This window comes from Pseudomonas schmalbachii, from assembly GCF_017589465.1.
GTDB lineage: Bacteria > Pseudomonadota > Gammaproteobacteria > Pseudomonadales > Pseudomonadaceae > Pseudomonas > Pseudomonas schmalbachii.
Window position 1 is genome coordinate 387,469 of sequence record NZ_JAELYA010000003.1, and the last position, 24,508, is coordinate 411,976.

Sequence of the window (24,508 nt, forward strand, 5' to 3'; positions counted from 1 at the left end):
CCAACGGTGCAGGCCCCAACAGATGTTGGGCTTCGCGTTGCTCAGCGCCAACCTACGGCGGGCATTGCTGCCCGCGATCAGGAGCGCATCAATCCAGCAATCCCCGCGCCCGGGCGATGGCCAGCGACTCGTTGCGGCTGTGGGTGCCGAGTTTCACGCTGACGTTGCGGATGTGCGTCTTCACCGTGTTTTCCGAAAGGAACAGTTTGGTGGCGATTTCCGGAATCGGGCAGCCATCGGCGAGCAGGCGGATGATCTGCAGCTCCCGCTTGGTCAGGGCGTCGCGGCCGCCATCGCTGGCGCTGTCCTGACGGGCCGGCTCCAGGCGCTTGAGCAGATCGGCGAGGAACCCCGGCGCGATGCCCAGGCTGCGGCTGCGCGCCTGGAAGGTCACCGCCCAGCGCTGCAACAGCTCCGCCAGACGCTTCCCTTCGTCGAGGAAGGTGCGCAGGAAGCCTTCATGGCTGGCGAACTGCAGCGCTTCGGTAAGCACATCGAAGGCCTCCGTCTGCCGCCCCGCCCCATCCAGCGCCAGGGCGTGCAGCAGGCGCAGTTTCAGCGCGCGCCGCATCAGGCTGTGCCCCTGCGCTTCGGCGATGGCCTCGCGCAGGCCGTCGAGCGACTGCGCGCATTGTCCCTGGGCGACGCGCAGCCGCAGGCGGGTGATGGCCGGCGTATCCACGTCATTGCTGTACATGAAGACGTCCGGCCGATCCCAGTCGCTGTATTTCTCGACCTGCCGCAGCGCCTGCTGGGCGGCATCCAGGCGCCCTTCCAGGGTGGCGACGCGGGTACGCTCCATCCACGCGGAGCACTGGATGCGCGAGGAGCCGCCGTCACGGCCGATGGTTTCCAGGTCGTTCAGGTAGCGCTGCCCGGCCACCGTATCGCCACGCAGGGCGGCGATGCGCGAGAGCAGCACGTGGCTGCTGATCAACGCGTCCGCCACACCGCTGTCGATGCTGTAGGACAGCCCTTCGTTGAGCACCCGCTGCGCCCCCTCCAGGTCATCCACCTCGTAGAGCGTCACCGAGCGGATCATATCCAGCGAGATCTGGGCGCCGAACTGGTTGTCCGCAGCGGTATCCGCCTGTTGCTGGGTGAATGCCTGCAGGCGGGCCAGGGCATTGCCAAGACGGCCCTGGGCCAGGTCGAGAATGCTTTCGACGCTGGCGGCCACGTTCCTCATGAAGCCGGCGCCCTGCTGCGAAACGTACGGGATGGCTTCCGACAGCAGACGCCGCGCCTCCTCGTAGTGCCCCGTGGCCTGCATGACATAGGCCATGGTGTTGGCCGTCAGCCCGTAGACGAAATGATCGTCGGTCGGCAGACGGCGGAGCAGCGACTGGCCGAACTCGTAGGCCTCCTCCATGCGGTCGGTGCACGCGAGCAGTATCACCCTGGCGCTTTCGATCTCCGGGCTGGGACGGTAGCTGGCGATGAACTCCTGGGCGCTCTGGTAGCGGCGGCACAGCACCAGCGCCCAAGCGGATGCCAGCTGCAGCCTGGGCGAATGCCCCAGCGCCGCCGGCGGGAGCTGCGCCAGCCAGCGCACCAGCAGCCGCACCAGTCCCCCGCGCACCAGATCGTCGAGATGCTCGGTCAGTTGGGCGATCGCCTCGTCGGTATCGCCGGCGCTGATCAGGTGGTCGATGGCCGGTATCGGCTGCTTCACCGAGAGATACCAGTGCGCAGCGGCACGATGCAGTTCGCGGGCCGCGCCGGGAGTCTGGCGCTCCAGGACATCCTGCAGGAAGCCGGCGAACAGGCTGTGATAGCGGAACCAGCGCTGTTCCTCGTCCGCCGGGAACAGGAACAGGTTGGCACGCAGCAGGCTCTCGATCATCGCCTGGGAATCGTTGCGGCCGGTCAGCGCATCGCAGAGCGGTGCGCAGAAACGGTTCAGCACGCTGGTCTGCAGCAGGAAGCGGCGGCACTCCTCGCTCTGCTGGGCAAGGATCTGCTCGGCCAGATAGGCCGCCAGGTTCAGGTTCGAGCCGGAGAAGGACTGGATGAACGCCGACGGATCGTCGCGCCCTTTCAGCGACAGCGCCGCCAGGTAGAGCGCGGCGATCCAGCCTTCGGTGCAGCGATGCAGGGCGGCGATGTCGCCGGAGTCGAGCTGCAGCCGGTGCGTCTCGCGCAGGAAGGTGCCGGTCTCTTCCAGGCTGAAGCGCAACGCGCCGGGGTCCACTTCGAGCAACTGCCCGCGCGCGCGGATACGGCCAAGGCCGATTTCCGGCGCGGTGCGCGAGGCGATTACCAGGCAGCCGTGCGGCGGCAACGCGGCCAGCAACTGCTGGATGAAGTTGAGCACCGCGGGGCTCTGGATCACCTCGAACTCGTCGAGCAGGATGGAAAACGGCCGGGCCTGGCCGGCAATGCTTTCCAGCAGCGTGTAGACGGGTTCCACATCGCTGATGGTATCGAGGACGCCGCCCTCGATGAGGCCCTCGGGGTCCAGCTCCCCCACGCAGGCGTCGAGCCGGGAGATGAAGCGCGACAGGTCGTTGTCGGTCGGTTCCAGGCTCAGCCATGCGGTCTGCCTGCCGGTTGCCCGGCAACGTTCGCGGTACTGGCGCAGCAGGGTGGACTTGCCGAAACCGGCCGCCGCGCGGATCAGCATGAGCTTCGCAGAGCCCGCATTTTCCATCTGATCCACCAGCTTGAGGCGGACCATGCTGGCGGGTTGCACGCTTTTCCCGGACGGCCCTGCGGGTGCCTGCGCGGTGCCAACTTCATCCCGCACGGGGGCATTGGCGGAAGAGAACTGATTCTTGTGCTCGGGCATGTAATCTCCAGCAGTCTGGCCATCCATGACGCCCGGACAGCTGATGGTTGTTCTTGGTTGGAGGCGCATTCTGCCACGCTTGCAGGCGTCCGGCTGTCGGCTATTTGTAGCCCGGGAGCGCCCTGTTCCGGGGGCAGTCCGGCGCACGGGCAACGTTCATATTTTCGGACGATTGTAGCGTTGCGCAGGCAGGTTAACCTTTGTCATCAGGATTTTCGGTCATGCGACGACCGGGACGACGGTGCCAGCGCACCGCGGAAGTCCCCTGCAATCGCGGGCAGAAAGCCACTTCCGTCCGGAGGGCGGAGGCCTCTTCCTAAACGAATTCAGTGATAGAGAGACAAGCAATGGCAGGCCCACTGGCAGGTGTGAAGATAGTCGAAATGAATGCGATCGGTCCGGCGCCGGTCGCCACCATGATCCTCGCGGACATGGGCGCGGAAGTGATCCGCATCGACCGTATGGCCGCCGGTTTCTTCGACGGCGACGGCAGCAAGCTCGGCCGTGGCCGCCGCAGCATCGCCATCGACCCGAAGAAGCCGGGCGCGACCGAAGTCCTGCTGAAACTGATCGACGAAGCCGACGTTCTGATCGAAGGCTTCCGTCCCGGCGTGATGGAGCGCCTGGGCATGGGGCCGGACGTGTGCCTGGCACGCAATCCGAAACTGGTCTACGGCCGCATGACCGGCTGGGGCCAGAGCGGCCCGCTGGCGCCGACCGCCGGCCATGACCTCAACTACATCTCCCTGTCCGGCGTGGTCAACGCCATGGGCCACGCCGACCGCGCTCCGACCCCGCCGCTGCACATGGTCGGCGACATGGGCAGTGGCGCCATGTTCCTGGTCACCGGCGTACTCGCCGCACTGTTCGAAGCGCAGAAGTCCGGCAAGGGCCAGGTGGTGGATGCCGCCATCTGCGACGGCGCCACCCTGCTCGCCTCGATGTATTACGAGATGAAACACAACGGCAAGTGGAGCGATCAGCGCGGCAGCAACATGCTCGATGGCGGCACCCCTTTCTATGGCTGCTTCACCTGCGCCGACGGCAAATTCATCTCCATCGGCCCACTGGAGCCGCAGTTCTACCAGGAACTGATACAGCGTTGCGGCGTCGCCGACGAGCCGGCTTTCAAGTCGCAATACGCCGTCAAGGAATGGCCGGAGATGCGCGCCAGGCTGGAGCAACTGTTCCTCAGCCGCACCCGCGACCAGTGGTGCGAACTGCTGGAAGGCACCGAAGCCTGCTTCTCGCCGGTGCTGGACTTCAACGAGGCGCCGAACCATCCGCATAACAAGGCGCGCGAGATGTTCTTCGAAAGCGATGGCGTGCTGATGCCCTCGCCCGCGCCGCGCTTCTCGCGCACCCCCTCCGTCCCCGGCAAGGTGGTGCGCAATGGCGGCAACACCCTGGAAGTCCTCCAGGAGCTGGGCCTGAGCGAAGCGGAAATCGCCACCCTGCGTACCAACGGCGCCATCGCCTGACTGCAAGCCCCGGTCCCGTCGCAGGGGCCGGGGCGAACCCGAGCAAGCCCTGCTCCCTCCTGAGGAAAGTACAACAATGGCAATGAAATTCTCCGGCCAGGTCGCCCTGGTCACCGGCGCCGCTGGCGGCATCGGTCGCGCAGTAGCCCTCGCCTTCGCCGCCGAAGGCCTGAAGGTAGCCGTCGCCGACTTCAACGCCGAAGGCGGCGAAGGCACCGTGCAACTGATCCGCGATGCCGGTGGCGAAGCGACCTTCGTCCGTTGCGACGTGACCAGCGAAGCCGACGTCAAGGCGATGGTCGAGCAGGTCGTGGCCACCTACGGCCGTCTCGACTATGCGGTGAACAACGCCGGTATCGAAGGCAAGAAGGACCGCCTGCCGACCTTCGAGGCAAGCGAGTTCGACGCCATCATGAACGTCAACGTCAAGGGCGTGTGGCAGTGCCTGAAGTACCAGCTGCCGGTCATGGCGGCCCAGGGCGGCGGCGCCATCGTCAACACCGCCTCGGTGGCCGGTATCCGTGGCGTGAAGAACATGAGCATCTACTCCGCCTCCAAGCACGCGGTGATCGGCCTGACCAAGTCGGCGGCAGTGGAATTCGCCAAGAAAGGCATCCGCGTCAACGCCGTCTGCCCGGGCCTGATCGAGACCGACATGGGCCTGCGCGTGATCGACGGCGCGGTCGACAAGACCGTCTACCACCCGGCCGGCCGCATGGGCAGCCCGGAAGAAATCGCCGACGCGGTGCTCTACCTGTGCAGCGACCAGGCCAGCTTCACCATGGGTCATGCCATGGTCGTGGACGGCGCCATCTCGGCGGCCTGACGCACGGAAGTCCCTTTGATACGGCCACAGTGAAGTGGCCGTTTTTTTCTCCGCGCATTTCGAAGCAGGTTCCTGCATGACCGAGCAACCCAACTTCTCCCTGGCCGGCAAGACCGTCCTGATCACCGGCGCCTCCAGCGGCATCGGCGCCCATCTGGCGCGTGCGGCCGCCCGCGCCGGCGGCCGCGTGGTGCTGAGCGCCCGCCGCACCGACCGCCTCGCCCGGGTCGAAGAGGAAATCCGCGCCGCCGGTGGCGAAGCCATCAGCGTGGCCCTGGACGTCACCGACCGCGCCGCCGTCGAAGCCGCCTTCGATGCCGCCGAAGCCGCGTTCGGCGTGGTCGACGTGGTGCTGAACAATGCCGGCATCGCCAACAGCAAGCGCACCCTCGACATCAGCGAAGACGACTGGCGCGACATGATCTCCACCAACCTGGACGGCGTCTGGCGCGTCGCCCAGTGCGCCGCCCAGCGCCTGCACAAGGCCGGCCGCCCGGGCAGCATCATCAACATCTCGTCGATCCTCGGCGTGCGCGCCGGCTTCGGCCAGACCATGTACGGCGCCGCCAAGGCCGGCGTGGTGCAGCTGACCAAGGTGATGGCGCTGGAACTGGCGCGCGACAACATCCGCGTCAACGCCATCGCCCCCGGCTACTTCCGCACCGAAATGAACGACGCCTACTTCGAAAGCGACAAGGGCAAAGCCTATATCCGCGACATGGTGCCGATGCGCCGCCTGGGCACGCTGCGGGACCTGGAAGGCCCGTTCCTGCTGCTGGCCAGCGACGCCGGCGCCTTCATGACCGGCACCGTGCTGGAAGTGGATGGAGGCCATCTGGTCAACAGCCTGTAACGACCTGCCCGGCGCGCACTGAGCCAGATCTACAACAATCCAGTGCACGCACGCACGGGCGCAGACACCTGTACTCGAGGAGACTCCACCGCGCGGTCACTCCGCTGACCGCCTAAACCTGTAAGTTGCTCCACGGAAGCCTTGTGATGAAAGAATCCCCCACTGTTCTGCAGAAATTCTCCCTGGTCGGCAAGACCGTACTGGTCACCGGCGCCTCCAGCGGTATCGGCGCCCATCTGGCGAAGACCCTGAGCGCCGCCGGCGCCCGCGTGGTGATCGGCGCACGCCGGATCGACCGCCTCGACCAACTCGCTGCGGACATTCGCGCGAACGGCGGCGAAGTCCTGCCGGTCGCGATGGACGTGACCAGCCGCGAAAGCGTCGAACTCGCCTTCGATGCCGCCGAAAAGGTATTCGGTGTCATCGACGTGGTGGTCAACAACGCCGGTATCGCCCACCACGAGACCGCCCTGAAGCTGACCGAAGAGCACTGGCGCGAGATGATCTCGACCAACCTCGACGGCGTCTGGCGCGTGGCCCAGTGCGGCGCGCAGCGCATGGCCAAGGCCAAGCGTCCGGGCAGCATCATCAACATCGCCTCGATCATGGGCCTGGGCGTCAAGCACCTGGTCAGCCACTACTGCACGGCGAAAGCCGGTGTGATCCAGCTGACCAAATCGCTGGCGCTGGAGCTTGCCCACCGGCAGATCCGCGTCAACGCCATCGCCCCGGGGTTCTACCAGACCGAGATCACCGACGGTTTCCTCGACAGCGACATGGGCACGTCCTACATGCGGGAGTTCGTGCCGATGCGCCGCGCGGGTCAGCTTGAGGACCTGGAAGGCGCCATCCTGCTGCTGGCCAGCGACGCCGCCGCATACATCACCGGCACCGTGCTGCCGGTAGACGGCGGCCACCTCGTCCGCACCCTGTAGTCTCGCCACAGCGTGCACGCCGGACACCCCGGCAACCACGCTGCCTGGCTTGCACAATGCCCCAACAGGGCGGTATGCAAGCCCGGCCCGGCTCGGGATAATGGCTCATCCCAGCAGTCAGGCCCATGCCAATGCCGAGCGGACCACAGGATCAATTGCACAACATGACCCCGTCACCGCGTGTGCGCCGGTCGAAACTCGCCCCGCCTCTCGGCGCCGGTACATCGCTGCCGCGCCAGCGGATCGTCGAGCGCATCCGCGCCAGCCAGCACGCACGCCTGGTCGTGGTGCAGGGACCGGCCGGCTTCGGCAAGTCGACCATCATGCGCCAGGCCTACGAGCTGTTGCGCCGCGACGGCCGGCAGGTCGCCTGGCTGACGCTGGACGATGCCGACAACGACGTCGGCCGCTTCATCAGCCATCTGGCCGCCGCCCTGGAGAACATCGCTCCCGACCTCGCACCGACGCTGGGCGACGACAATGCCATCGAAGGCGCCGCGATCGACCTGGCCAACCGCCTGCTGGTGCTGTCCTCGCCGTTCACCCTGTTCCTCGATGACTTCGAGGCGATCCACAATCCGACCGTGCTCGACCTGGTGCGCCAGATCGCCGGCGACCTCCCCGCCCACGGCCAGTTGCTGATCGGCTCGCGACGGGCGCCGGACATCGGTCTCGGACGCTTCCGCGCGCACGGCCAACTGCTGGAAATCGCCGCCGCGGACCTGCGTTTCACGCCAGAGGAAACCAGCGAATTCCTCCGCCACCTGCATGGCCTCGAACTCGACGACGAGCAACTGCGCCGCCTGCAGCAACGCACCGAAGGCTGGGTCACCGCGCTGTGGCTGGTCTCGCTGGCCCTGCAGGGACGCGATGACCCGCAGACCTTCGTCGACACCTTCGACGGCGCCAACGCCGCCCTCGGCGAGTACCTGCTGGAAGACGTGCTGGCCCGCCAGCCGGCAGCGCTGCGCGAATTCCTGGTCCGCAGCAGCCTGCTCGACGAATTGTGCGCGCCGCTCTGCAACCACCTGCTGGAACGCAACGACAGCGCCGCGTTGCTGGCGCAGGTCGAAGCCGCACAACTGTTCCTCAGCCCGCAGGACACCGAGCGGCGCTGGTATCGCTACCACCCGCTGTTCCGCGAGTTTCTCCGCAACCAGTTGCGCCAGACCGAGCCGGACAGCGTGCCGCTGCTGCATCGCCGCGCCAGCGCCTGGTACGCCGAGGTGGGCCGGCCGATACCGGCCATCGAGCACGCCCTGCGCTGCGCCGACAGCCAGTGGCTGATCGGCCTGCTCGAACGCCACGCCGAAGGTCTGCTCTGGCAGGGCCGTACGCGCCTGCTGGTGCGCTGGTTCCATGCCCCCGCGCTGGACGGCCGCCTGCAGGATCACCCGCAACTGCTGCTGGTGCATGCCTGGGGACTGACGCTCGGCAATCATCCGGAGCAGGCCGAACCGCTGCTGCGGCGCGTGCGCGAACTCTGCGCCCGCTCCGCCCGGGACGGGGCGCTCACGGAGCAGGCGGACGCGTTGCAGGCGTTCATCTGTGCCATGCGCGACGAGATAGCGGAAGCGACTCGCCGCTGGCAGGACTACGCGGAACGGCAATCCGCGAGCCTGGGCTTCGCCTACGGCATCTTCGCCAACTCCTACGGTTTCTGCCTGACGGCTGCCAGCCGCTTCCAGCAGGCCAGGGACATCATCGGCCAGGCCGGCCAGAGCCACCTGCGCATCGGCGATACCTTCGTCGGCCCCCTGGCCAACGCCATGCTGGGCGCCATCGACCTGGCCCAGGGCCAGCTGCGCGGGGCCATCGCCCGCCTGCGTACCGCGCCGGCCAGCGGCTCGACGAGCGCCATGCGCCACCTGTCCGGCAGCGTCGTGGCGATAGCCGTGCTCGCCGAAGCGCTGTACGAGCGCAACGAACTGGAAGAAGCCGAGCGCCTGCTGAACCTGTATCTGCCGGTACTCAAGGAGGCGGCGGCGGCGGACCAGCTGATCACCAGCTATCGCGTACTGGCGCGCATCAGCCGCCTGAGTGGCGATACCGAGCGGGCCGACCTGCTGCTGGCGGAACTGGAGGCGCTGGGCCACGAAAAGGCCCTGGCACGGCTGGTCGCCAGCGCGCGCCTGGAACGCTCGCGGATCGCCCTGCTGCAGGGCAGCCTGCAAAACGCCGCCGACCTGCTCGACAGCGCCAGCAGCGCGCGAACCTGGGCGCCCTTCCAGAACCTGGTGGCGCACGCCAACGACATCGAATCGCCGGCGCTGGCGCGCATCCGCCTGGACCTGCACAACGGCGCCGCTGCGCAGGCCGCCAGCGCCGCCCGGCAAGCCCTGGAACAGGCGCAGGCCCTGCAGCGCCAGCGCCAGGCGCTGACCCTGCGAATCCTGCTCGGCCAGGCGCTCTGCGCCAGCGGCGAAACCGCAGAGGGCCACGCGTGCCTGCTGGAAGCCCTGCAATGGGCAGCAACCGAAGGCTTCATACGCGCTTTCGCCGACGAAGGTCCGGAGCTGCTTGCCCTGCTGGCGGAACTGCGCGGCAGCCACGGCGCCATGCAGGACGACGCACAGGCGCTGCTCGACACCCTGCTCGCCGGCCATGAGGAATATTCCTCGAAGGACGCGGGCGCGGCGGCCGGCCTGCTTTCGGACCGCGAACTCGGCGTGCTGCGCCTGCTCGCCGAAGGACTGCGCAACCGCGAAATCGCCGACCGCCTGTTCGTCAGCGAAACCACGGTGCGGACCCACCTGCGCAACATCAACGTCAAGCTGAACAGCCAGAGCCGCACCCACGCCGTGGCCATCGCACGGCAGCTCGGGTTGCTCGATTGAGGTTCGGAGCGGGCTGAGCATCGTCGCGAGGCACGCCCTAGGCGTAGGGTGGACAACGCTCCGCTTGTCCACCGCCCCGGCCCCACGACAAGGTGGAAATGCTTCGCGATTTCCACCCTACGCTCTGCCTTTGCATCGCAACGCCGGTGCATCCGTAGGAGCAACTGCCTTGCGACCGAGGGTGCTTTTTTGTAGGAGTTCGCCCCGCGGCTGATCGTAGGAGCGGGCCATGCCCGCGAAATGCCGGCGCCGCCGATATCGCGTGCATTGCGCGCCCCTGCAGGTTGATCGATGCGTGCGGGGTACGGCCCCCCCGCAAAACCGTCGTTTCGGACGACGACACCTCATCACCGCCCTCTGCATCATTCCGTTACAGCTCCCGGCATCCGGGGCTCCCCAATATCTGCAGAAGGCCAACAACAATGCAAAACCTCGAAGGCAAGGTCGCAATCGTCACTGGCGGCGGCTCCGGCATCGGTCGCGCCACGTCTCTGCTGTTCGCTCAACAGGGCGCCCGCGTGGTGGTCGCCGATATCTCCCTGGAGAACGCCCAGGCCACCGTGGCGCAGATCGCCGAGTTCTGTGGCGAAGCCATTGCCGTGAAGGTCGACGTACGCAGCGACGCCGATTGCCAGCGCATGGTCGAGCAGACCCTGGAGCGCTTCGGCCAGCTCGACATCGCCTTCAACAACGCCGGCATTGGCGGCTACCCGCACCTTACCGCCGACTACGGCGTGGAAAACTGGCAACGGGTGATCGACATCAACCTGACCGGCGTCTTCAACTGCATGGTCCACGAGCTGAAGGCCATGGAAGCAGGTGGCAAGGGTGGCGCGATCGTCAACACCGCCTCGATCATGGGTCTGAAGGGCACCATTTCCGGTTCCGCCTATTGCGCATCCAAGCATGGCGTGATCGGCCTGACCAAGGCCAGCGCGCTGGAAGCCGGCCGCCACGGCATCCGCATCAACGCGGTCTGCCCGGGTTACATCGAAACGCCGATGACCACTACCGGGGACGATCTCGTCGCCGACAAGCTGATCCAGGCGGAACTGCGCCGCGCCGCCATCCGCCGCATGGCCAAGCCCCAGGAAGTCGCCGAACTGGTCGCCTGGCTGAGTTCGGACAAAGCCTCGTTCGTCAGCGGCTCCGCCTATACCGTCGACGGCGGCGTAACCGCCGGCTGATCACCCACCCATTCCGATTGGAGTTCCCCATGGATTACTCGAAATACCAGGCCATCAAGTTCAGCCAGGAAGGCCGCGTGCTGACCGTCACCCTGAACCAGCCGGAATCGCTGAACGCCGTCAGCTCGATCCTGCACACCGAGCTGTCGCAGGTGTTCGCCGACATCGCCCAGGACAAGACCGTCGATGCGGTAGTGCTCACCGGCGCCGGCCGCGCCTTCTCCGCCGGCGGCGACCTGTCCTGGTTCCACGGCATGCCGCAGGAAGACCTGGATCGCCTGTTCGTCGAGGCGCGCAAGATCATCATCGACATCCTCGAACTGCCGCAGCCGCTGATCACCGCAGTCAACGGCCTGGCCGTCGGCCTCGGCTGCACCATCGCGCTGTTCGGTGACTCGGTGTTTGCCGCCGACAACGCCAAGCTGTCCGACCCGCACGTTGCCATCGGCGTCACCGCCGGCGACGGCGGCTCGGTGATCTGGCCGCTGCTGGTCGGCCCGGCCCGCGCCAAGCGCTACCTGATGAGCGGCGACGTGCTGACCGCCGCCGAAGCCGAGCGCATCGGCCTGGTCACCGACGTGGTCCCGGCGGACGAACTGGTCGCCAAGGCCCAGGCCTTCGCCCAGCGTCTGGCCAGCGGCTCGCAAATCGCCATCCGCTCGACCAAGGCCTCGGTGAACAAGATCCTGCGCGACACCGCCAACCTGGTGCTCGACTACTCCCTGGCGGCGGAGAAGGAATGCTTCACCACCCAGTTCCACAAGGACGCGATCGCCAACTTCCTGGCCAAGAGCAAGCGCTGAGCGCCGTCCCCGCTACGCAGGATGGGTTGAGCGAAGCGATACCCATCATGCGGCCAAGCAGCCAACAGAAACGACTTATCCCTGGTGATTCCAAAATGAGCCAACCCTACACCTCTCCCTGGATGAACTCCGACCTGGAGTTCTTCCGCGACAACGTTCGGCGCTTCTTCGCCGAGGAAGTCGAGCCGAACCTGGAGCGCTGGTACAAGCAGCACCACGTCGACCGCGACCTCTGGTACAAGGCCGGCGAACTCGGCCTGCTGGCGCTGGACATGCCGGAGGAATACGGCGGCAGCGGCGGCACCTTCGCCCACCTGGCGGTGTTCTTCGAGGAGCAGGCGGCGATTGGCGACTGGGGCTTCGGCGTGCAGGTGCACCACATCGTCTCGCACTACATCCTCAACCACGGCACCGAGGAGCAGAAGCAGAAGTACCTGCCGAAGATGGCCTCGGGCGAGATGATCGGCGCCATCGCCATGACCGAGCCGGGCGCCGGCTCCGACCTGCAGGGCATCCGCACCCGCGCCGTGCGCGAGGGCGACGAGTACGTGATCAACGGCTCCAAGACCTTCATCTCCAACGGCTCTATGGCCGACCTGGTGGTGGTGGTCAGCAAGACCGATCCGAATGCCGGCAGCAAGGGCATGTCGCTGATCATCGTCGAAACGAAAGATGCCAAGGGCTACAGCGTCGGCCGCGTACTGGAGAAGGTCGGCCAGCACAACGCCGATACCGCCGAGCTGTCGTTCCAGGACGTGCGCGTGCCGGTGTCCAACCTGCTCGGCGGCGTGGAAGGCAACGGCATGCGCCAGCTGATGTCCGACCTGGTCTACGAGCGCGTCGGCTGCGCGGTCGGCGCCTGCGCCTCGATCGAGCGCGCGCTGCGCCTGACCGTCGAGTACACCAAGGAGCGCAAGGCCTTCGGCAAGCCGCTGATCGAGCAGCAGAACATCCGCTTCAAGCTGGCCGAGATCGACACCCAGGCCACCATCATCCGTGTCTTCGTCGACAACTGCGTCGAACGCATGCTCGACGGCAGCATGGATACCGTGACCGCCTCCAAGGCCAAGCTGTGGGTCACCGAGACCCTCGGCAAGGTGGTCGACGAATGCCTGCAGATGTTCGGCGGCTACGGCTACATGCTGGAGTACCCGATCGCCCGCATGTACATCGACGCCCGCGTGCAGCGCATCTACGCCGGCACCAGCGAGATCATGAAGGAAATCATTTCCCGCTCGCTGTAACCGCCGCAGCCCTCTCCCCCGGGAGAGGGCCCCTCCCCGCATTCCCAGGCATCCCGGAAAACAATAATGAAAACCAAGCTTGCACTCGCCATCGGCCTGAGTTTCTCCCTGCTCGCACCGGCATTCGCCCAGACGCCGGCAGCCGCTCCGCAGGGCGCCGTCACCCTGTCCGCCGAACAGGCGCGTGAAGAAAATGCCTACACCATGGGCGTACAGGCCTACCTGTGGGGAGCCCCGCTCTACTACCGCTACGTGACCGGCGAGAAGACCCTGCGCAATGGCGCGGTCGGCTGGAACGACTTCCGCCGCTACAGTCAGCTCAAGACCGCCAAGGATCGCACCATCGTCACCCCCAACAACGTGACGATCGACGCCTACGCCCGGCTGGACCTGACCCAGGAGCCGATGGTCGTGCATGTGCCGGCGCTGGTCGAACCGCGCTGGTACCTCGTGCAGGTTGGCAACATGTTCGACGAGATGACGCGGAACATCGGCGGCATCCGTGGACAGCAGCCGGGCGAGTACCTGATCACCGGCCCGAACTACCGGGGAGCGATCCCGGCAGGCATGACCCAGATCTCCTCGCGCACCCAGCACAGCATGCTGGCCGTGCGCGTCTTCTCCAACGGCGAAAAGGAAATCGCCGCCGCTGCCCAGGTGCAGAAGGAATTCCAGGTATTGCCGCTGTCGGCCTACCTGCGCGGCGGCCTGCAATACACGCCCGTCAAGTCCGAGCTGCCGCCGGCAGTAGCCAGCACGGCGCCGGAGAGCGTGCGCTTCTTCGACCTGCTCGGCCAGGCCATGCACCAGTACCTGCCGAGTTCCGGCGACCAGGATGAAGCGCTGATCGCCAGCTTCTCCCAGATCGGCCTCAGCGTGCGCGGCTTCGACTGGAACTCGCTGGACGCCGCCACCCTGCGCGGACTGGCCCGGGCAGTGAAGGCCGGCGAACAGATCGTCGACCAGCGCTGGAAGAACCTTGGCGAGAACACCAACGGCTGGCGCTACTTCATGGCCGGCGGCCGCGCGGGATACGACTTCCCCCTGCGCGTCGCGCTGGTCAAGTACGTGATCGGCGCACAGTTCGCCGAAGAAGTGCTCTACCCCAATACCCAGGTCGACGCCAAGGGCGAGCAACTGGACGGCCGGCACAAGTACGTCCTGCGCTTCGCCAAGGGCCAGCAGCCGCCGGCATCGCTGTTCTGGAACCTGTCGATGTACGGCAGCGACATGCTGTTCGTCGACAACGATTTCGGCCGCTACAGCATCGGCGACATGGACAACCTGAAGGCCGACGCCGACGGTTCGATCACCCTGCTGATCCAGAAGGAGCGCCCGGCCGACGTCACCAACTGGCTGCCGGCGCCGGACGGCCCATTCAACCTGACCATGCGCTTCTACGGCCCGGGCACCTCGGTGCTCGACGGCAGCTACCGGCTGCCGGCGGTACAGCGCGTGAATTGAGCAGAGCCCCTCACCCTAACCCTCTCCCGGAGGGAGAGGGGACTGTCCGGAATCGCCGGCTGGCACGGCATTCAGACCAACGTCATTGCGCCCCCTCTCCCTATGGGAGAGGGCTGGGGTGAGGGAGCCCCTGGCACAGTGCTTCTCCCGGAGTATCCATCTTGAACTTCCAATCCCCCGTCCTCCACAGCATCGAAAACGGTATCGCCCGCCTCGTCCTCAACCGTCCTGACGACGGCAATGCGATCAGCCTGGCGTTCTGCTCGGCCTTCGCCGAAGCGGTGGAGCAGATCGCCCGCGCCGAGCTGCGCTGCATCGTGATCTCCGCCAATGGCCCGCGCTTCTGCAGCGGCGGCGACATCGGCGAGTTCGTCGAGAACCGCGAGCGCCTGCCCGAGCACATCGGCGCCATGCTGGAACTGCTCAACCCGGCGATGAAGAAACTCGCCACCCTGCCAGTCCCGGTGGTCAGCGTGGTGCACGGCAGCGCCGGCGGCGCGGGGATCGCCCTCGCCTGCTGCGCCGACTTCGTTCTCGCCAGCGAGAAGGTGCGGGTGCGCGGCGGCTACTCGGCCATCGGCCTGACCCCGGACATCGGCGCCTCGTACTACGTGGCCCAGCGCATCGGCGCGGCGAAGGCCAAGCGCATGTTCATCCTCAACGAGACCTTCGACGCCCAGCAGTGCCTGGCGATGGGCCTGTTCGACCAGTTGCATGCGCCGGAAGAACTGGCTGGCGCGGCGGAAACGCTGGTGCGTACCCTCGCCTGCGGCGCCACCGCCGCCTACGGGCTGGTCAAGCAGCTGTGCGACGGCGCGGCCAGCCGCGATGTGGAAACGCACCTGGATATCGAAGGCGCCGCCCTCCTCGCCAGCACCCGCAGCGAGGACGCCCGCGAAGGTGTGCAGGCGTTCATCGACAAGCGCGCGCCGGAGTTCAAGGGGCGCTGAGATCGCTCCCATTGATGGGTATCGCTTCGCTCAACGCCATCCTGCGAACTTGGCGGCCCGGCCGTACCGCGTACGGTTGGCGCCAACCACGGCTCGGCTGCGGCGCTCCCGTAGGTTGGGCTGAGGTCACGAAGCCCAACGATGCGAAGCCCAACAGATGTTGGGCTTCGCTGCGCTCAGCACCAACCTACCTCACAGCTTGCCGCGGTTCAGCAGGAAGTGTGACAGCGCCGGGATGAGGATCAGCGCGCCGAGCATGTTCCAGACGAACATGAAGGTGAGCAGGATGCCCATGTCGGCCTGGAACTTGATCGGCGACCAGGCCCAGGTGATGACGCCAGCAGCCAGGGTAATACCCACCAGCGCCACAACCCGGCCGGTGAAGGCCACGGCCTTCTTGTAGGCCTGGGCCAGCGGAAGTCCCTCGCGCTGGAACTGCAGCTGCACGCTGAGCAGGTAGAGCGCGTAGTCCACGCCGATGCCCACGCCGAGGGCGATCACCGGCAGCGTGGCGACCTTGACGCCGATCCCCAGCACCACCATCAGCGCCTCGCAGAGGATCGAGGTGAGCACCAGCGGCAGCACGGCCACCAGCGTCGCCCGCCAGCTGCGGAAGGTGATCAGGCAGAACACGCAGACCGCGGCATAGACGAAGAGCAGCATGGTGCGGTTGGCCGAATGCACGACTTCGTTGGTTGCCGCCTCGATACCGGCGCTGCCGGCGGCGAGGAGGAACTGGCGATCCGGCGTGCTGTTTTCCGCCGCGAACTTCTCGGCGATCGCCGAGACTTCCTTCAGCGTCTGCGCCTTGTGGTCCTTCAGGTAGGCGATCACCGGCATCAGCGAGCAATCGGTGTTGAACAGCTCGGGGCTGTTCACCGAAGCCTGCTGGGCGGCGTAGTTGAGCACGTCCTGGTTGCGTTGCAGGCTGAGGAACTTCGGATTGCCCTCGTAAGTGCCGGCGGTGATCTGCCGTACCGCGTTGGTCAGCGACACGGTGGTCTGCACGCCCGGGTGCTGCTGCAGCGCCCAGGCCAGGCGGTCGGCGAGGATCAGGGTCTGGTAGTTCAGGCAGCCTTCCGGCGCGGTCTTCACCATCACCGCGAACTGGTCGCTGGACAGCGAGTAGTGGCCGGTGATGTAGGCGTTGTCGACGTTGTAGCGCGAGTCGGCACGCAGTTCCGGAGCGCCGGCGTCGAGATCGCCGATCTGCAGCTTGAGGCTGACCATGTATCCGCCCACGCCCATGGCGACAGCCACCAGCACGGCAGACAGCGCCCACTTCCGCTCGGCGAAACGGTCGAGGAAATCCCAGATACGGCCGAAGCTCTGGTGCGTGTCGGCGCTGGCGTCGATGCGCAGGGCGCGTTCGGCGGCGGTTTTCCCGACGCCGGTGTAGGACAGCGCCACCGGCATCATCAGCAGGGTGGTGAAGATCAGCACGCCGACACCGATGCTGGCGGTGATCGCCAGATCCTGGATAACCGGGATATCGATCAGCATCAGCACGGCGAAGCCGACCACGTCCGCCAGCAGCGCGGTGACGCCGGCGAGGAACAGGCGGCGGAAGGTGTTGCGCGCGGCCACCAGCTTGTGGGTGCCACGGCCGATGTCCTGCATGATGCCGTTCATCTTCTGCGCGGCGTGGGACACGCCGATGGCGAACACCAGGAACGGCACGAGGATCGAGTACGGGTCCAGCGCATAGCCGAACCAGGCGACGATGCCGAGCTGCCAGATCACCGCCAGCAGCGAGCAGCAGATCACCAGCAGGCTGCTGCGCAGGCAGCGGGTGTAGGCGAAGATGATGAGGAAGGTGGTCACCAGCGCGAGGCCGAAGAACACCATCACGCGGATCAGGCCGTCGATCAGGTCGCCGACCAGCTTGGCGAAGCCGATCACGCGCACTTTCACCTCGCCCTGCCCTTCCTTGCCGGAAGCCTGCGCCTTCTGGTCTCCGGAGTATTCGAAGCGCAGGCGCAGCTTGTTTTCCAGTTCCTGGGAGAACTGGTGGTAGTCGATGGCCTTGCCGTTCGCCGCGTCGCGGTCGAGCAGCGGCACCACCAGCATGGTGGACTTGAAGTCGTTGGCGACCAGGCTGCCGACGATGCCGGCGCGGGCGATGTTCTGCCGCAGGGTCTCGATGCTGGCCGGGGAGCCGTCGTAGCCGTCCGGCATCACCGGACCACCCTGGAAGCCCTCCTCGGTCACTTCGGTCCAGCGCACGCCAGGCGCCCACAGCGACTTCATCCAGGCGCGATCGACGCCGGCGCTGAGGAACAGCTCGTCATGCACCTGCTTGAGCGCGTCCAGATAGGCAGGGTCGAAGATGTCGCCCTTCGGATTCTCCACCACCACCCGTACGCTGTTGCCCAGGCCGCGCAGCGAATCGCGGTTGGCCAGGAAGTTCTGGATGTACGGATGCCCCTGGGGAATCATCTTCTCGAAGCTCGGCTTCAGCTCCAGCCGGGTCACGGCCATGTAGCCGAGCAGCACGGTCATCAGCAGAATGCAGAATACGAACGGCAGGCGGTTGTTGAACACGATCCGTTCGAGCAGGTTGCCGCTGCGTGTGTCGAAATCCTCGAGATTCCGGATTACCGGCATTACGCCTTCTTTCATCGCACCCATGAGGGTTCGCCTCTCTATTTATTCTTGTGTCGCAGCGACAAGCGGCCGCTGAGTCAGGCCACGGTTGCCGACCAGCACCAGACCCGCGTCGCCATGCGTCAGGGCAGCGGTTACCGGGGCCAGGGCGCCGGTATCCAGCGGCTGGAAGGTCGCGCCGCGATTCGTACTGACCAGCACGTGGCCGGCCTGGCTGAACAGGTACAGGCGGCCATCGGCGCCACGCGCCGACGCCGTGATGCTCACCGGCAGGTTGATAGCGACCTGCGTCCAGTTCGCGCCGCCGTCGGTGCTGCGGAAGACATTGCCGCGCAGGCCGTAGGCCAGCACCACGCCGGGTTCGGCGTAGAGACCGAAGAAGCTGCCCTGGTAGGGCGACTGCAGCGCTTCGAAGCGCTCGCCGGCCGCGTCCAGGCGCAGCAGCAGGCCCTGCTCGCCTGCGAGGAACAGGTGCTCGCCATCGGAGGCCATGGCGGTCAGGTGGAAGCCGGTGGGGTTGTCCACGCGGTCGATCCACGGCTGCCAGTGACGGCCGCCATCGACGGTGCGCAGGATCAGGTTGAAGGCGCCGACGACGAAGCCTTCGTTCTCGTTGGCGAACCAGACATCGAGGAACGGCTTGTCCGCGCCCTCCTTCGCCAGGCGCTGCGCCTCGTCCTGCCAGTGTTCGACACCGGCGTAGCGGTCGAGCATCAGTTGGCCGATCTGCCGGCCGTCGAGCTGCTTTTCCCAGGTGTGGCCGGCGTCGCGGCTGTGCAGCACCACGCCGTCATGGCCGACCGCCCAACCCTCGCTGGGCGTGGGGAAATACACGGCGGTAAGGTCGGAGCTGACCGGCACGTCGGCCTGCTTCCATTGCTTGCCGCCGTCATCGGAATACAGGATGTGGCCGCGTTGGCCCACCGCCACCAGGCGCTGACCGGCTTCGGCCAGGTCGAGCAACGGACTTTGCGCCGCCAGTTCGCTGCGCTTGGCCGGAAGGTCCAGCACATCGACGAAGGGTGCGGCCTGGGCCATGCCAGCGTGCAGCAGCAGGCCCAGGGTCGCCAGGGCGATCCTCTTGTTCAGCAACATAGTGGGAAACCTCTAACGAGCCTGCTCGATGTCTGCCTGCACTTCTTGCTCATGCAGCGTTAAAGCAGGCTCCAAAACGGGGCCGCCGCGCCAGCGGGCGCGGCGGCCATGCAAGGCAGGATCAGCGGATGCCCGCGCCGGCCAGCGACTCGGAAGACCACTGCGCCTTGGACAGCGCGTCGATGTAGTGGATGCCGCCGTACGGGCCGACGATGCCGTTGATGTTGTAGGAGTTGCCTACCAGGTCGTAGATCATGAACGGCGTGGAGTCCGGCACCTGCTTGTCATAGCTCTGGCTGAGGAAGGCGAACGAGCCGCGATACAGCTGGCCGCGTGCGTCGTACTGGTCGGAAGCCAGAGCGATCCAGCTGTCCTCGTCCAGGTAGAAGCGACGCTTGGCGTAGATGTGGCGCGCGCCCGACTTCAGGTTGCCCTCGACCACCCACACGCGGTGCTTCTCCCAGCGCACGTAGTCAGGCGCCAGGTGCTTCGCCGTGGTCACCGTCTTCGGGTCCTTGGCGTAGGTCAGCTTGTAGGTGTTGTAGGGCACGATCATTTCCTGCTTGCCCACCAGCTTCCAGTCGTAGCGGTCCAGCGCACCATTGAAGACGAATACGTCGTCATAGGTGCCGGCGCCGGCGGTGCCCGGGTTCGGCGTGTCGTAGGCCAGGCTCGGCGCCAGCTTCACGCGGCGCTGACCAGGCAGGTATTGCCAGGCCTTGCGCGGTACTTCCACGGCGTTGGCGGCGTCCTTCAGCATGATCGCCTCACCGGCGCGGCGAGCCGGACCCGAGTAGTACAGCTTCATCTGGTAATACACGTCGGTATTGCTGATGGGCTTGTTCAGGTCTTCGTAGATCGGGTAGTTGATGAACGCCAGGCCGGTGGTGGCCAGGGTCGGCACGCCCGCAGAGTCGACGTTCCAGGAGTCGTACTTGGCGTTGATGGTCACGCCCTGGTAGCGCAGCAGGTGGTTCCACATCGCCTCGGCGCCGGTCTGCGGGATCGGGAACGGCACGCCCGGCAGGACGTTCTGGATCGCCAGGCCGTTATTCTCCGACTTGGCGCCGGTGGCGTTCTTCACGCTGTTGTCCAGCACGCCCTGCGGCATCGCCACGGTGCGGTGGGTCGGATAGACGTCGACACGGAAGGACGGGAAGCGCTTGGCCAGTTCCACGGTGGTGGCGCTGAGCAGGTTCTTGTACTGGTCGACGTTCTTGCCATCGATCACCAATACCGGCTTCTCGTTGGCGAAGGGATCGGGACGCACGCTGTCGCCCGACTTGAAGCTGGCCGGCGGAGTGGTCAGGCCGCCGCTGTAGGCGGGAATGGAGCCGTCGGCATTGCCGGCCTTGTCGGCGCCGATCGGGGTCAGGCTGGTGCCCAGCTTGGCCGCTTCGGCGGAGGACACGGCAGCTTGGGCGGTACCGGCGAATGCGACCACAAGGGAAGCCGCCAACAGAGTGGGTACGAATTTCATCTCGTAAGTCTCCTGCCTGTTATCCAGGCGATGCGGAAATCAGAAGGTGGTCTTGAAGGTCAGGTACATCGCGCCACGGTCTTCCGTGGTTGCACCGCCGGCGGAGAAGGAGGAGTAGCCCCCCGCGTAGCAGGTGTAGCGCTGCGTGGCATCCAGTGCGTTGGGTGTGGAGCCGTCGGTGGCGCCGTTGGAGCACTTGGCGGAATCACCGAAGGAGTCGACGTACTTCAGGTCCACGAAGTACTGGTTGTAGATGGCGGCGCCGACACCGACCGAGTAGTTGCCGGTGTCTTCCGCACCGCCACCCTGTACCGGCGATACGCCGTCCAGGCCGACGTTGATCGACATCGGCGCGGTGAGGTCGACACCCGGGAAGACCTGGAACCAGGTCGGGGTGAAGTTGACCGCGATACCCCAGTTGTCACGGGTCGGCTTGTCGATGCCCTGGTAGGTGCTCTTGCCCTTGTAGAGCGCCTCGTTCCTGTTATCGAGCTCCAGCAGGTTGCTGTAGTACAGCTCGCCGAGCAGCGAGGCCGAGTCGAACAGCGGCGTGTCGCCGATGCTCACCAGGCCGTTGATGGTCCAGTGCAGGGTGTCGCCGGTGGCGCCGAAGCTGTCACCGTCGCCAGGCATCTCGGCGACCGTGCCGGTGGCCGGGCTGCGCGCCGGCAGGGCCAGGCCGGGAATGCCGGTGGCGAGCGCCGGGCTGACCAGCATCGGAATGCTCGACAGCGGCATGCCGTGGCGGATGTTCAGGTCGCTGCCGACGCTGACGCCGCCAACATCCTTGGACAGGCTGATGCCGTAGATATCGATGTCGTCGACATAACCGAAGCCGTAGGAGGTGCTGGCGATGGAGTTGCGCAGCGCACCTACGCCTGCCGCACCGGCCAGGCCATTGGTGGTCAGGCCACGGCCGTCGATCACAGCCTGCGGCAGGATTTCCGAGGTCTTGCGGTAGTAGACGCCGAGGGTGCCGTTCAGCCACTCGGGCGACCACTTGGCCATGATGCCCCAGTCGCCCTGGTCGTCCGGCTCGAAGTCGTGGCCGTGGCGGACGTTGGTCAGCGTGCCGTTCGGACCCGCCAGGCCCGGACCGCCGGTGTGGCCGAGAAGGAGGGACTGGGAGCCGAAGCCGACCAGGTCCGAGCTGCCGTAGTAGGTGCCGGCCTCAGGCAGGCGCGCGGCGTCCCACTTGAAGAAGTACTGCGCGGCGATGGACAGCTCCGGGGTGACGGTGAAGGTCGTGGAAATCTGCTCGCGCGGTACGAACAGCTCCTTCGCCTCGGTGCCCGGGGAAGCGGCGAGCTTGGCGAGGTCCAGTCCCGACTGGCCATAGCTGATCGAGTGCACCGGGTTGAGGAGGGTCTCGCCCCAGAACACGTTGTGCTGGCCAACCTTGACGTTGATCTGCGACTCCTCGCCGATCTCGGTGCCCCAGAAGGCGAAGGCATCGAGGATCTCGCCGGACGGGCCGGCGTAGTAGCGCTGGGCGTAGTTGCTCAGGTGCGGGCTGCCGAAGCCCGGGTTGGTCGTGCTGGGCAGGCCGATGATTCCCGAGGAGCCTTCGTTGCCGTTGACGAACGGGTTGGAGCTGGAACCGGTGTTCTCGTAGGCCCGGTCGTACCACGCGGCGGTACTGATGCGCACGCCCTTGTTGCCGCCGTGGACCATGTCCAGTTCGGTGAGCAGGTCGATGCGGTTGGTGATGTTGGTGCCCGACTTGCGGAAGTTGTAGTCGCCGTCGTTGTTGTTCGGCGTCCCCAACATGCGCTTGTCGGCGCTTTCGGTACGCACGCCGTAGTTGTACTTGATGGTGTTGTCGAAGCGCACCGCCCAGTCGGGGTTGCCGGTGTTGACTTCGAAGGCGTGCGCGCCCGGGGCGCCAATGGCCGCCAGGATGGCCGAGGCCAGCAGGCAGCGATGCAGGTTCCGGGGATTCTTGCTTTGCTGTGTCATGCGTTGGTTCCGCTTTTTTGTTGTTGTGGGTTACCGCAAAGGGGTCACGGCTGGTGGAGAAAGTCGCTGCGGATCAGCGATCGAGCATGCGGATGAACTCATCCGCATCCGGCCAGTCGCCGTAGCCGGCGGCTGGATTGAGGTGGCCGACTTCGCCCAGCTCGACCAGCGTGCCCTCCCAGTCCTCGGCCAGGCGGCGCACCGCGTCGAGGCTGGCGAGGTGATCGTTGGCGCTGGCGGCGACCAGGCTGGGGAACGGCAGCGGCTGGCGCGGCAGCGGCGACCAGCCGTGTTCGCGCAGGGCTTCGGGTGTCGGGTAGTTGGCCGGCCAGGTGGCGTCGAGATCCGGCGGGGTCGCCAGCAGCGCGCCCTTGATCGGCCGGCTGTAGCGTGCCGCCCAGTGCGCGACCATCAGTACGCCGGCGCTGTGGGCGACCAGGATCACCGGACCGTCGATCTGCTCCAGTTCGCGCTGGATGGCTTCGACGCGGGCGTCCAGACTGAGTTTGTTGTCTTCCAGCGGCGGTACGCTGCGAACCTTCAGCAGGCGTGCGGCGAGCAGGGTCTGCCAGTGCTCCGGCACGTGGTCGCGCAGACCGGGGACGATGAGGATGGTGCTGTTGTCATTATCGTTATGGGTGTTCACGTCGTTTACCTATGCGCAAGCGAGGTTCTCGGCTCGATGGGGACACAGTAAGGACGTGGGGATGCGGACGCTTCGCAATGGGCGTCAGTGTCTTCGCATTTGATGACACGGGTGTAGGACTACACACGGCGTTATGGCTGGAACGCCCGCCAGGACTGGGCTGCAGCCGAAGTCAGGTTTTCGGTCTGTCATCCATGGTCTTGTCAGAACGTAGGAATCATGGAAGATTCTCTTGCCTTTTCATGACAATAACGCCGGACCGGGTTGCCCCGTTACCGGCCATGCAATCTCTCCGGAGCCTGGAAATGACCACGACGATGGTGCGCGCAGCGGGTCTCACCAATTACCTGGAAGTGGCCCGCCACCTGGGTCTGAGCCCACAGCAGCAATTGCGCGACGCCGGCCTCAGCCTGTCGATCCTCGACAACCCCGAGCAACGCATCCCCACCTCCGCCGCCGTGACCCTGCTGGAGAACTCGGCGCGCGCCAGCAACTGCCAGAACTTCGGCCTGCGCATGGCCGAATCGCGCCAGCTCTCCGACTTCGGCGCCATCAGCCTGCTGCTCACCCACCAGGCAACCCTGCGCGACGCGCTCGACACCATCGCCCGCTACCGCCACCTGATCAACGAGTCCCTGGCGATCTACGTCGAGGAACACGGCAAGCTGGTGATCATGCGCGAGGAGATCCTCTCCGATCCGCCCGTGGCGATGCGCCAGGCGCTGGAACTGGCCATCGGCGTGCTGTTCCGCCTGTGCAGTGCGCTGCTGGGCGCGCACTGGCGACCGCTGAGCGTGAACTTCACCCACGACGCGCCGGAAGACCAGCGCGTGCATCGCCGGCTGTTCGGCTGCAAGCTGGAGTTCGGCAGCGAGTTCAACGGCATCGTCTGCCTGGCCGCCGACCTCGACAAACCCAACCCGCTGGCCGACCCGGCCATGGCCCGCCACGCGCAGCGCTTCGTCGAAACCCTGCCCGGTGCCAGCGAGCAGTCGACCCTCAACGAAGTGCGCAAGGCGATCTACCTGCTGCTGCCGATGGGCCGCGCCAGCATCGAACAGATCGCCCTGTCCCTCGGCCTCAACGTACGCACCCTGCAGCGCCGGCTGGAGGACAACGACGTGACCTTCTCCGACCTGATCAACGACGTGCGCCGCGAACTGGTGGTGCGCTACATGGAGAACCCGCGCTACACCCTGGGCCAGGTGGCCGACCTGCTCGGCTACTCGGTGGCCAGCTCCTTCACCCGCTGGTTCGCCAGCCAGTTCGGCACGTCGCCCGCGGCATGGCGGAAGGAGCGGCAGGGGAAGCAGGAAAGGTGACGCAGGACTTGGCGTAAAACCGTAGGGC

Annotated in this window: 17 protein-coding genes; 11 read left to right on the plus strand and 6 right to left on the minus strand. The window is 66.2% G+C overall.

Going from position 1 to position 24,508, the window contains the following annotated elements; all coding sequences use genetic code 11:
• Positions 1-88: 88 nt before the first annotated feature.
• Complete coding sequence (locus JFY56_RS10520; RefSeq protein WP_208313599.1) at positions 89-2,791, minus strand: LuxR C-terminal-related transcriptional regulator; 2,703 nt, start codon at positions 2,789-2,791, stop codon at positions 89-91.
• A gap of 347 nt (positions 2,792-3,138) precedes the next feature.
• Between JFY56_RS10520 and JFY56_RS10525 the strand changes: the two genes are divergently transcribed.
• The 10 genes from JFY56_RS10525 (at position 3,139) to JFY56_RS10570 (ending at position 15,371) form a co-directional block, all read left to right on the plus strand.
• On the plus strand, positions 3,139-4,272 hold the full coding sequence (locus JFY56_RS10525) for a CaiB/BaiF CoA transferase family protein (RefSeq protein WP_208313600.1): 1,134 nt from the start codon (positions 3,139-3,141) through the stop codon (positions 4,270-4,272).
• Positions 4,273-4,348: 76 nt separating this feature from the next.
• On the plus strand, positions 4,349-5,098 hold the full coding sequence (locus tag JFY56_RS10530) for an SDR family oxidoreductase (RefSeq protein ID WP_208313601.1): 750 nt from the start codon (positions 4,349-4,351) through the stop codon (positions 5,096-5,098).
• Between the two features lie 76 nt (positions 5,099-5,174).
• Positions 5,175-5,951: an SDR family NAD(P)-dependent oxidoreductase gene (locus tag JFY56_RS10535; RefSeq protein WP_208313602.1), complete on the plus strand. Its 777-nt coding sequence runs from the start codon at positions 5,175-5,177 to the stop codon at positions 5,949-5,951.
• 146 nt (positions 5,952-6,097) lie between these two features.
• Entirely contained in the window at positions 6,098-6,886 is a 789-nt protein-coding gene (locus JFY56_RS10540) for an SDR family NAD(P)-dependent oxidoreductase (RefSeq protein WP_208313603.1), read from the plus strand.
• A gap of 164 nt (positions 6,887-7,050) precedes the next feature.
• Positions 7,051-9,723: a LuxR C-terminal-related transcriptional regulator gene (locus JFY56_RS10545; RefSeq protein ID WP_208313604.1), complete on the plus strand. Its 2,673-nt coding sequence runs from the start codon at positions 7,051-7,053 to the stop codon at positions 9,721-9,723.
• Between the two features lie 422 nt (positions 9,724-10,145).
• Positions 10,146-10,910 (plus strand): SDR family NAD(P)-dependent oxidoreductase, encoded by a 765-nt coding sequence (locus JFY56_RS10550; RefSeq protein WP_208313605.1) that lies wholly within the window; start codon positions 10,146-10,148, stop codon positions 10,908-10,910.
• 29 nt (positions 10,911-10,939) lie between these two features.
• Positions 10,940-11,713: an enoyl-CoA hydratase/isomerase family protein gene (locus JFY56_RS10555; RefSeq protein ID WP_208313606.1), complete on the plus strand. Its 774-nt coding sequence runs from the start codon at positions 10,940-10,942 to the stop codon at positions 11,711-11,713.
• A gap of 95 nt (positions 11,714-11,808) precedes the next feature.
• Positions 11,809-12,957, plus strand: coding sequence for an acyl-CoA dehydrogenase family protein (locus JFY56_RS10560; RefSeq protein WP_208313607.1), 1,149 nt, complete (start codon positions 11,809-11,811; stop codon positions 12,955-12,957).
• 66 nt (positions 12,958-13,023) lie between these two features.
• The gene (locus JFY56_RS10565) at positions 13,024-14,421 is read left to right on the plus strand and encodes a DUF1254 domain-containing protein (RefSeq protein WP_208313608.1); all 1,398 of its coding nucleotides are present in this window, start codon (positions 13,024-13,026) and stop codon (positions 14,419-14,421) included.
• 161 nt (positions 14,422-14,582) lie between these two features.
• Complete coding sequence (locus JFY56_RS10570) at positions 14,583-15,371, plus strand: enoyl-CoA hydratase/isomerase family protein (RefSeq protein ID WP_208313609.1); 789 nt, start codon at positions 14,583-14,585, stop codon at positions 15,369-15,371.
• A 192-nt stretch (positions 15,372-15,563) separates the two neighbouring features.
• Here JFY56_RS10570 and JFY56_RS10575 read toward each other — a convergent pair whose 3' ends face one another.
• The 5 genes from JFY56_RS10575 to JFY56_RS10595 all read right to left on the minus strand — a co-directional run bounded on the left by JFY56_RS10575 (position 15,564) and on the right by JFY56_RS10595 (position 23,158).
• Positions 15,564-18,002 carry an efflux RND transporter permease subunit gene (locus JFY56_RS10575; RefSeq protein WP_208313610.1) on the minus strand — a complete coding sequence of 813 codons (2,439 nt, stop codon included), beginning with the start codon at positions 18,000-18,002 and terminating at the stop codon, positions 15,564-15,566.
• Positions 18,003-18,020: 18 nt separating this feature from the next.
• Positions 18,021-19,073 carry a WD40/YVTN/BNR-like repeat-containing protein gene (locus tag JFY56_RS10580; RefSeq protein ID WP_208313611.1) on the minus strand — a complete coding sequence of 351 codons (1,053 nt, stop codon included), beginning with the start codon at positions 19,071-19,073 and terminating at the stop codon, positions 18,021-18,023.
• Between the two features lie 121 nt (positions 19,074-19,194).
• A complete protein-coding gene (locus JFY56_RS10585) occupies positions 19,195-20,553 on the minus strand; it encodes a DUF1329 domain-containing protein (RefSeq protein WP_208313612.1) in 1,359 nt (452 codons plus the stop codon).
• 39 nt (positions 20,554-20,592) lie between these two features.
• A complete protein-coding gene (locus tag JFY56_RS10590; protein ID WP_208313613.1) occupies positions 20,593-22,512 on the minus strand; it encodes a DUF1302 domain-containing protein in 1,920 nt (639 codons plus the stop codon).
• 73 nt (positions 22,513-22,585) lie between these two features.
• Positions 22,586-23,158: an RBBP9/YdeN family alpha/beta hydrolase gene (locus JFY56_RS10595; RefSeq protein WP_208313614.1), complete on the minus strand. Its 573-nt coding sequence runs from the start codon at positions 23,156-23,158 to the stop codon at positions 22,586-22,588.
• A 317-nt stretch (positions 23,159-23,475) separates the two neighbouring features.
• Here JFY56_RS10595 and JFY56_RS10600 point away from each other — a divergent pair, with 317 nt between their 5' ends.
• The gene (locus JFY56_RS10600) at positions 23,476-24,480 is read left to right on the plus strand and encodes an AraC family transcriptional regulator (RefSeq protein ID WP_208313757.1); all 1,005 of its coding nucleotides are present in this window, start codon (positions 23,476-23,478) and stop codon (positions 24,478-24,480) included.
• The last annotated feature ends 28 nt before the right edge of the window (positions 24,481-24,508 follow it).